This window comes from Nocardia sp. NPDC059154, assembly GCF_042755705.1.
GTDB lineage: Bacteria > Actinomycetota > Actinomycetes > Mycobacteriales > Mycobacteriaceae > Nocardia.
Map to the genome: position 1 here is coordinate 1 of NZ_JBHZCS010000051.1, position 9239 is coordinate 9239.

The 9239-nt window shown below is 64.8% G+C and carries 11 protein-coding genes and 1 pseudogene; 3 read left to right on the top strand and 9 right to left on the bottom strand.

The annotated features are described in order from the left end of the window. The 5 genes and pseudogenes from ACFXN1_RS34620 to ACFXN1_RS34640 all read right to left on the bottom strand — a co-directional run. A pseudogene (locus tag ACFXN1_RS34620) lies at positions 1 to 227 on the bottom strand (transposase); the annotation flags it as partial. Positions 228 to 546: 319 nt separating this feature from the next. After that, the gene (locus ACFXN1_RS34625) at positions 547 to 1014 is read right to left on the bottom strand and encodes a hypothetical protein (protein ID WP_379439420.1); all 468 of its coding nucleotides are present in this window, start codon (positions 1012 to 1014) and stop codon (positions 547 to 549) included. Between the two features lie 151 nt (positions 1015 to 1165). Beyond that, positions 1166 to 1651 carry a hypothetical protein gene (locus ACFXN1_RS34630; protein ID WP_379439422.1) on the bottom strand — a complete coding sequence of 162 codons (486 nt, stop codon included), beginning with the start codon at positions 1649 to 1651 and terminating at the stop codon, positions 1166 to 1168. Positions 1652 to 1890: 239 nt separating this feature from the next. Beyond that, positions 1891 to 2742: an alpha/beta fold hydrolase gene (locus ACFXN1_RS34635; protein WP_379397604.1), complete on the bottom strand. Its 852-nt coding sequence runs from the start codon at positions 2740 to 2742 to the stop codon at positions 1891 to 1893. A 185-nt stretch (positions 2743 to 2927) separates the two neighbouring features. Beyond that, on the bottom strand, positions 2928 to 3392 hold the full coding sequence (locus ACFXN1_RS34640; protein WP_379439423.1) for a DUF6194 family protein: 465 nt from the start codon (positions 3390 to 3392) through the stop codon (positions 2928 to 2930). Between the two features lie 63 nt (positions 3393 to 3455). On the opposite strand from ACFXN1_RS34640, the gene ACFXN1_RS34645 reads away from it, so the two are divergent. Then, entirely contained in the window at positions 3456 to 4217 is a 762-nt protein-coding gene (locus ACFXN1_RS34645; RefSeq protein ID WP_379439425.1) for a MerR family transcriptional regulator, read from the top strand. Between the two features lie 194 nt (positions 4218 to 4411). On the opposite strand, the gene ACFXN1_RS34650 is transcribed toward ACFXN1_RS34645, so the two are convergent. Continuing rightward, entirely contained in the window at positions 4412 to 4747 is a 336-nt protein-coding gene (locus tag ACFXN1_RS34650) for a DUF397 domain-containing protein (protein ID WP_379439427.1), read from the bottom strand. Positions 4748 to 4757: 10 nt separating this feature from the next. Next, the gene (locus ACFXN1_RS34655) at positions 4758 to 5621 is read right to left on the bottom strand and encodes a helix-turn-helix domain-containing protein (protein WP_379463766.1); all 864 of its coding nucleotides are present in this window, start codon (positions 5619 to 5621) and stop codon (positions 4758 to 4760) included. A gap of 411 nt (positions 5622 to 6032) precedes the next feature. On the opposite strand from ACFXN1_RS34655, the gene ACFXN1_RS34660 reads away from it, so the two are divergent. Further along, positions 6033 to 6266 carry a hypothetical protein gene (locus tag ACFXN1_RS34660; protein WP_379439430.1) on the top strand — a complete coding sequence of 78 codons (234 nt, stop codon included), beginning with the start codon at positions 6033 to 6035 and terminating at the stop codon, positions 6264 to 6266. Between the two features lie 439 nt (positions 6267 to 6705). On the opposite strand, the gene ACFXN1_RS34665 is transcribed toward ACFXN1_RS34660, so the two are convergent. Next, positions 6706 to 7086 (bottom strand): hypothetical protein, encoded by a 381-nt coding sequence (locus tag ACFXN1_RS34665; protein WP_379439433.1) that lies wholly within the window; start codon positions 7084 to 7086, stop codon positions 6706 to 6708. A 278-nt stretch (positions 7087 to 7364) separates the two neighbouring features. On the opposite strand from ACFXN1_RS34665, the gene ACFXN1_RS34670 reads away from it, so the two are divergent. Then, complete coding sequence (locus ACFXN1_RS34670; RefSeq protein ID WP_379439435.1) at positions 7365 to 8456, top strand: esterase/lipase family protein; 1092 nt, start codon at positions 7365 to 7367, stop codon at positions 8454 to 8456. A 94-nt stretch (positions 8457 to 8550) separates the two neighbouring features. On the opposite strand, the gene ACFXN1_RS34675 is transcribed toward ACFXN1_RS34670, so the two are convergent. Next, a partial coding sequence (locus ACFXN1_RS34675; RefSeq protein WP_379463767.1) for a stealth conserved region 3 domain-containing protein occupies positions 8551 to 9239 on the bottom strand: 689 nt, incomplete at its 5' end.

Genomic DNA, 9239 nt, shown 5'->3' on the forward strand with positions numbered 1-9239 from the left:
CCGATATCACGGACACACAATCGCTCGATCACCCGCGAGGACCGTTGTCCTTGCGCCCACGCCCAGATCAGCACCGTCAACAGCATGTCGGGGTCATAGCCGGCGCGCCCGACACCACCAGTGCGACGCAGCGCATGCAACCCGGCAGTATCGAGTTGAGCGACCGCGTCGATCACCAGCCACACCGGATCCGAAGCGGGCAACCATTCCCGCATATCCGCAGGCATCAGGAACGACTGATCACGCTGCACCGGTCGATACCCCTTGGCCACCAACACATCCAACCCCCAACCCCACAGCCGACACACCGAAAACCAGTCGATCCCGCCCGCTACGCGGCCGGGATCGACACCACACCATTTCGCAACAGCCCGTTTCGCGCCAATTCCTCAGCTGTAGTGCGGGTTTAGAACGGTTGGGTTGGCCGTTCATGCGCGCATGGCAGCGTGCCCTTCTGCCGCATATGGCGCAGGAGCGGGGTGGTGGGCGTGAGAGGATCTCGCTCCCTGTGGCGAGCTCGGATGTCAGAGTTGCCGGGGCGGAGTGCTAGCTGCCGGGCAGCAGGTTCGAACTGCCGGATCCGATGCTGCCGCCGCCACCGCAGCCACCCTGCTGGGGCTGCTGCGCCGTCGGTGTTCCGGGGGGTGCGGCGACCACGACCACCGTCAACGATTCCGTGTTACTGCCGGTGTGAGTGGACAGGGTGTGGGTTCCTGCGGCGAGTGGAACCCAGGTGACGGACTGCCTGTCGCTTCCGATGCAGGCGCCGTTGTCGTAGAAGCTGCTGACGGGATTGACGATGCTCACGCCATCGTAGCCCGCGATGAACGAATAGCTTTGTCCGACAATGAAAGACGCGGGGGTCGTGCAGGTTCCGCTCGAACAGTCCTGCACCTCGGGGCCGTGGATGCCGGCGGTGGCGAGGGCCGAGGACAGTGTGGTGAGGGTTCCGGCGACGCTGACAAGGGTTGCGGCCCAAGCGATGTGGCGTGCGCGGCGGCTTGCGGCGGGCATTGGAGACTCCTTGCTCGTCCAGATTTCTGGTCGAGCGGAATCCTGCCTTCACCCACAGTGAAATGTTCTCACTTCACAAAAATGGGTGACCCCCGACTTGCAGGGGCACCGAAACAGGGGTCAGTCCGCCGCCGGCCGAACCCCGACCCCCCTACAAAGGTTCGGAATCCGCCACTGCCGGAGCATCGACGTGGACCAGGTCGTAAACGTACGACCGATCGCCCTTGAAGCTCACCCACACTCCTTCGGGCGGAAGGTCACCCCACCCGGCATCATCGAATGGACGACTCGACACTGCAGCCTCCTCAGTGCACACCACCCATCCGAAATCGGGAAGCCGCCGACACCAGATGTCGAGGTCGACCCGCTTATACGACGGAAAACCGTGCGCGTCCCCGTCGCGGACGAACTCATAGGTCAACCCATCCACCCGCCGCACAAATCGCATACCCAGCATCAAGCCATCCTCGACGACGAACTTTGGATACCGCCGAAGATCGATGGCGTCGAGGGCGGCCCGGTCCGCGTAGGCCCGTTGGGGTCCAGCTGCAAGTGCTGCAATGGCAACAGCGTTGCGAACCTCAGGTGGTCGGGCGGCCTCCCAGGCCGCTTCGATCATCCGGAAGATTTCGTCCACCGCGGCCTGCGGATCGGCTGCCTCACGGGCCAGGGAGAACTGAACCGGTCAGCGTGGGTGGCGGAAGATCAACCGGCCATGCCCATCTGACGTCGACCGAACGTCCGCAACTGCCGATTATGTGATGTGTGGTTGGTTCCGTGCGCATCGTTGCGGTGGGTCGGTGTTGGTGCGCACGAATTCCGCGGTTCAGTGTTGTGCGGCGCAGTCGCGCAACACCGAACCTTGGAATCGATCATCTAGCGTTGCAGGAACTCCAGGGTGGTGCGTTCGAACGCGTCCTTCGCCTCGAGCATCACCCAGTGGCCGCAGTTCGGGAACACGTGCAGTTCGGCGTTCGGGATGCTGCGCATCGGCAGCAAGGCCATATCGAGTGGAGTCTGGCGATCATCGCGTCCCCAGGCAAGCAGGGTCGGGCACACGACCTTGTGCATCATCGCCCAGTACGGTGGCGTCTCAGCGTCGGCCAGCGCTCGCCGACGCGCCTCGAAAGCCGCTGCGCCGTACATGGATTCGATCGACGCCAGCGCATTCGGATCCAGCGCGGTCTGCCAGCGCTCCTCGATCAACGCTTCGGTGACGAGCTCCGGACTGTAGGACATGCACCGTATCCAGCGGATCAGGTTCTCCCGCGTCGGCTGCTCCGTGAAATCCTGCAGGATCTGCGACCCTTCGCTGAGGGGCTGGGTGAACAGGTTCGGCCCCACCCCGCCGATGCAGACGAGCTTGTCGACGCGGCCCGGGTGGCGGATCGCCAGGTTCAGCCCGACCACCCCGCCCAGCGAATTCCCGATGACGGCGGCGGATTCGATACCCAGCGCGTCCATGAAGCGGAGCACCGAATCCATCGCGGTCCACACCGGATTGCCCGGAACCGGGTCACTGACCCCGAATCCGGGGAACTCCAGAACGTAGCAGTGATACTGCTGCGCGAACGCCGCCAAGCTGCCGCGGTAGTTCCGCCAACCGCTCACGCCGATCCCGGAACCGTGCAGCATCAACAGCGGCGGCCCGTCGCCGGCCTCGTGGTAGCGCAGAACGCCCGTGTCCGTGACCACTTCACGTTTCGTGGTTTCAAAGGCTGTGTCCATGACTTCGAAACTAGAACGTGTTCCTAAGATCAGCATGTGCAATCAATAAGGGATACAAAGGATTTCGTTGCCCTAACCCATTGATCAGTGGGCTCTCCTCCGTTGGCGCTGCTCGGAAGCAGTAGCAGCGCAAAGCCCGACTCGGTCGGGCGTTGCCGCCGCGGGAGGGTGCCGATGCGCAGCTGTCAGTTGGGTTCGGTGTGGCGGTCGTAGCGGGTGCGGGCTCGATTGTGGGCGGTTCGGAGGAGGTTTCGGATTGGGGCCTCGGTTCGGGGGCCGGGGTTGACGACGGCTAGCCAGGCGGCTGAGGCGTAGACAGGGTGGGGGATCAGGGTGTCGGTGGTACTCGGGTCGAGGGAGCCGGGTTCGCGGGGAGTGTGGCCTGTCCACTCGATGAATTCGTCCCGCGATGTGTTGATGTTCAGGCGGAACGTGTCGGGGCGGTCGAGGCGGGAGGTGGTGTCGTCGGGGTAGTCCTTCGCGATGAGGGTGGCGAAGGGCTGGACTGTGGTGGGGGTGATGCCGTCGGGGGCGTAGTAGAAGAAGTAGTCGCCCCAGGCGATTTCGGGGGTGCCGTCGCCGGGGGCCGGGTGGAGGGTGAGGACGCCGCCGAGGGATTCGATGTATGTGGCCAGGTCTTCGATGGTCATGAGTTACAGCGTTACATTGAAGTGCTTGTGTGGACTTTTCCCTGGATATAGGGAGGTGGGGAGTTGCGAAGTCGCAACTCGGGGCGATTGCGGACCGTGGATGTGGCGCGGCTTGCGGGGTGCTCGGTGCAGCAGGTTCGCAACCTGGAGAACGAGGGGGTGCTACCGCCAGCGATCCGCACGGACGCCGGTTACCGAATGTATGGCGAAGCCCATCTGTGGTCCGTGCGGGCGTACCGGAGTCTCGCGGCGGGCGCGGGGCCGGGGGCGGCCAAGCAGATCATGCGGGCCGCGCAGGCCGGAGCCGGCCCCGAGATGCTCGCGTTACTGGATGCGGTGCACGGGCGGCTCGACGGCGAGCGGCGGGAGCTCGAAATCGTAGCGGCCGCAGCCAGGTTGATCGCCGAAGAACCCATCACGGATGCGCGGCCCTCGGACGAGATGGGCGTGACCGAGTTGGCGGAGGCACTGGGAGTGCGGGCCTCCACGCTGCGGCACTGGGACGCGATGGGGCTGGTTGTGCCCGGACGTGGGGACAACCGGGGTGCGCGCAGATATGCGCCGGCCGAGGTGCGGGATGCCCGGATCGTGCATCAGCTACGGGCCGCGGGGTACCGGATTCCGCAGTTGCAGGAGTTGATGCCGCAGTTCCGGGGTGCGCGGCGGTGGGACGCGGTGATGGCCGGGCTGGCCGCGCGGGACAAGAGCATCGAGAACCGGTCCCGGGCGCTGTTCGAGGGCACGGCGGCACTCAGCATGGCCATTTCGGCGGCGGCCGATGAGGAAAGATCGACTTCTCCTGAAGGACAGCCAGTTTCGGACTGACCGAAGAAGGTATTCGCCGCGCTCTGCCGTATACAACGCTGTTCGGTACGGCCAAGCAACTCCCAATTACGCTGTGCAGCAATGGTTTCGCCTCATCCAAAATGGAGCACTTCGGATGCCGCCGCGATACGAACCGGCGAGCGGTCCGGTGATCAGAGCGCTTCCGACGGCGGGAATATCGACGAAAAGTATTGTCAGCGGTTGAATTCGGCGTTAGCCACGCCCTTGGTGAAGGCGGACCATTCGGCGGGGGTGTAGTCGAGGGCGGTGCCATGGGGGTTGGTGAGCGTGGCACCGCCCGCGGCGGAGATGGTGACGGACAGGTGGTCACCGATTCGGCCGGAGTTGCCGCTCAGCACGAGATCCAGGAAGGCGGACCAGAGTTCGGGTACGAGCGCGAGCGTCGGTTGATCGTCGGACGGGCCCATGTACTTGCTGTCTCGGATGAGTACACGATCAGCGCGGTGGGCGATCTCGACGCAGGTACCCTCCGAACCACTGAAGGTAGATCTGAAGAACTCGGCGCTCACAGCAGTCACCCTAACTCCGGCCGGTAAGCCGCTTGATCAGCTCGAGTGATCGCTCGCGGTCCAGGGCGATCGACTGGATCTGGTTGAAGAGGTAGTCGAGCGCGGTGACTCGCTTGGGATCCTCGACGACCTCGAAGTACGCGGCGGATTCAGCCCAGCCCAACATGGGGACGCGGGCACTCTCGAAGTCCAAGAGATGGAACGTCGCGGAGTTGAGACTCGCGATGGCGCTGCCCGCTTCGTACGGAATGATGCGGATGTCGAGGGTGTCCGGATTTCCCTCAGCCATCGAGATCAGGTGCTGTAGCTGCCTGCTGCGAATGCCTTCGTCGCCGACCTTGTACATCAGGGCCGCCTGCCCCATTACCACCGACAGTTCGAGAGGGTCGGGACCTTCGAGCCGTCGCTGCCGCCGCAGCCGAGCGCTGACACGTTGCTCGACCTCGGTCGGCCTATAGGTGGTTACTCGCGACTTCATGAGGACCCGCATGTAGTCCTCGGTCTGGAGAAGACCTGGTATGACGATGTTCTCGAAGCTGCGGATGTTCTGCGCACCGGCTTCCAAGCCGTAGAAGCGCATGAGCTGCTCGTTGAACAGGGCAGAAAACTCGGCAAATGGATGGCCGCCCTTGGCGACCTCGCGTAACTCGAGTAGTTCGTCCCGCTCGTCTGGATCGATCTCGAGCAGTTTGACCAGGATCGTTAGCTTCTCCTCGGTCAGCACGCCACGCCCCTTCACGAGCTTCGACCAGTACTGCGGGGTCACGTCGACCGCCCGGGCGAGGGTGTGTCCCTTCTCGCCGCGTTCCTCGGCACGAGAGCTGATGCGCAGCATCAGTTCCCAGCGAGCGATCGTCGGAGACACCGGCGCCATCTGACCTCGATCCTTCCCTGCAAAGGAGCTGACCCCACCGTAGCCGAAACGAGCACGAAGCCAGCTACGGATTCATTGTCAGGTTTACTAAACCAGCGTATTGTTCAGTGGACAGATGCGGCGAGGCGCCGCCAACTATCGAAACCCCAGATCTGCAAGCGCATTCAGCGAGGAGCTGGCGTAATGCTTTGGGACATTTGGTTTTTACTTCTGATTACTGCTACAGGAACCGCACTTCTGGCTGTCGCACGGTGGGGATTCAGCGACGCCCGCACCGCTGCACCGGGTCACACGGCGCTGGTTGCCGGCCGATTTGCCCGCGTGCCGCTACACAACCGCCACCGCGTGCATGGCAGGCATCGCGCGCGGTAAGGACGTGCCCTCTTCCCGTCAGACGACTCGGAGTCGATGATGACCAATCCCTATATCGCGCCCGCTGATCCACCCGTGTCCGACCGGGCGGCCTCTCTGCGCGACCACCCCGCATGGCACGCCGAGCCCTCGCGCGGCACGGTGTTCTCCGATCGAGAGATCGAAGCCCTCTTGCGCGCCCATAGTGAGGCGTGTGAGAAGGCCGGCTGCGCGCTGCGCCGACACCTCGTGCGGTTGCGCGACGAGCGTGAGCAGGAGGGGCAGCGACCATGATCAGGCTGCCCGATTGGGTGAAAGTAGGTGCGCCCGTGCGGTTCCGGATGACCGGAAGGGACGACGCGGACTGCATCATCACCGCGATCACATCGGCCGGGCGAGTCACTCTCTGCAATGGCGAGTGCTTCGACCTGACCCACCTGACGTCCGGAAGTCACGATGCCGCGAGATATTTCGAGAAGCTCAACCGCTTGTCGAGAGTGACGAAATCGGTGCGCAAAGCCTGACTCGAGGTGCCGGTGGCCGCACTGGACTCGAAGGCCGTCGCGGTACTTGCAGCCCACTCGCCGTGTGCTGCCCCGAGGCCCCGAGTCCGACCGGGAGAAGGTCGTCGACCATGGCTCCGCGCTACCGGATGCGCGCTTCGTTCCGAGGTCATCGCACGCCGATGTGGGGCGCGCTGACAGCGCGCCCCACAGGATCATGGTGTGGGAGTTCAGTCGATCTTGACGCTGAGGCCGTAGTCGACGGTGCTGTGGCTGGGCGACGACACCGTGAGCCGGTAGGAACCGTTGACCGGCAGGGTGACCGAGGTCCACTGGTGCTGGTAGGACAGGGTGCCGGTGGGGCCGGTGATGGTGACCGTCGCGTCCGACCAGTAGGGGGTGGCGTCGACCACCATGACCTGGCCGCCGTGGGCGTCGACCTGGTAGGTGTCGTGGCTGAAGCCGGTCAGGCGGCCGCTGACGTAGCCGTTGTCGGTGCCGTAGGCGAAGTAGATCTGGTGCACGTCGTCCGCGGAGGCGGGGCCGGCGCCGAGGATGGTGGCGGTCGAGGCGGCGGCGAGGACGGTGGCGGCGAGGAATTTCTTCTTCATGCTGCCGAGGGTGAGCGGCGGCACCAATCAGATTCCAACCGAACACTATTGGCGCATATCAGCGCCACCGCTCGACGGCCGGCGCTCTCGCGGTAGCGGACTCGCGTGGAGCGAGGACACACCCATCTCGGGGTTGGAGGTCCTCACACCGACCTACTCGCGCCGTTGTTGGAACGTGGAATCCCCCTGCAACCGGGACGAACGGACGCGGCCGCAGCTCTACCTTCGGCATCCAGGTTCGGGCAGTGAAGCCCGCCACCTGCAGGAAGGACATCCAGATGACCACGAGCAACCGGATGCGCGTGCGCATCGCCGCCGCGATCATGGGCGCGGCCGTGATGGCCGGTACGCACAGCGTCAACGCCCAGGCCGCTACCCAGCCCACGATCCAGGACCTCGTCGACGCCATCAACACCGGCGTGACCACCGCCGGCAAGGCACTCGCGGACACCGGCATCTCCAGTGCGCCGCACTCCACCCTCCCGACCGGCAACGGTCCCGAAATGACCGACGCCGTCGCGGCGTTCACCTTCTCACTCGCCAACGAGAACATGGCCCCCGCCGGCGCCAACGACTGGAAATGCAAACCCACTGCGGCACATCCCGAGCCGGCGGTGCTGCTGCACGGATCCTGGATGAACGCCTATGACGGGTTCGCCTACCTGTCGCCCAAGATCAAAGCGGCCGGATTCTGCGTGTACGCACTGAATTTCGGCCAGGAGGGTCTGCTGCAGCAGGGTGGTCTGGGCGCGCTGGTGCCGGGCGTCAATGGCATTGCGCCCATGGAGGAGTCGGCCAAGGAGGTCGCCACCTTCGTCGACAAGGTGCTCACGTCGACCGGCGCACACCAGGTCGACATCATCGGGCACTCCCAGGGCGGCACGGTCGCCGACCAATACCTGAAATTCGACGGCGGCGCCGGGAAGGTCGACCAGTTGATCACCTTCGGCGCCACCCACCACGGCACCACCCTCGACGGCATCGCCACCCTGGGCCGGCATCTGACGGACATGGGTTTCAACGCACTGGGATTCAGCCAGCTACTGGTCGGTCAGGGCCTGATCGAGCAGGTCACCGGATCCAGCTTCTACTCGACCCTCGACGCCACCGGCGACACCGTCCCCGGCGTGCACTACACCAGCGTTGGCACCACCCACGACGAGATCTCGACCCCGTACAACGCCACCTTCCTGACCGCCGGACCCGGCGCGACGGTGAACAACGTGACCCTGCAGGACAACTGCGGTATCGACCTGTCCGACCACCTGTCGATGATGTACTCCCCACGGGCCGCGTCCATCGCCCTGCACGCCCTGGACCCGGCCGGCCACCCGAACCTGGTCTGCACCTTCAATCCGTACGCACTCTGAGCGACCGTCCGGGTTCGCCGCGCGGGTGCGCGCCGAACCCGGGTCCGGTCCGGCAGCGCCCACCGGACGGTTGACAGTCGTTGCCCCGGACGGGTCAGGCCGCGCCGGACTCGAAGGCCGTCATGGTGCCGAAGGTGGCATCCGGCTTTTCCCAGGGGGCCGGATCCGGGAAGTAGGTTTCCAGGAATTCCGAGACGGCGCGGACCCGTTCGGCCTCCGGGACCTCCGGGAAACTGCCGTCATTGAGGCAGAAGAAATCGACGTTGCGGCGTTTGGCCAGGCCATCGAGCAGGGCCAGGCCCGTGTACATGGTGGTGTCCACATAGCGCATCTTGGCGGCCTCCTGCGGGACCGCGCGGCCCGTCAGCAGGGCGTAGTAGTGGTACAGGGAATTCGTCACCGAGATATCGGTGGCGGCGCGGAAGCGGCTGGCTCGGGTACGCGCGAAATCCTCGGCGAAGACCTGCTCCATTTCCAGGAGCACACTGCGGCGCAAGGGCACCGGCGTGTGCTCGAGGTGGCGGGTGATGACGTGGCCGAAACGCTGGGTCAGCAGGTCGCGGTTGACGCGGGCCGCGTTCTCGAAACCGCTGCGGCGTTCGTTGTTGGCGCCCGGGCCGATTCGGGTGCCCGCTTCGATATAGCGGCTGATGCCCGCGGGAGTGAAGAACATGGACGGGCGCACGGGGCGGGCGAAGAACATGTCGTCGTTGGAGTAGAGGAAGTGCTCCGACAAGCCCTCGATGTGCTGCAGTTGGCATTCGATCGCATGGGAATTGAACA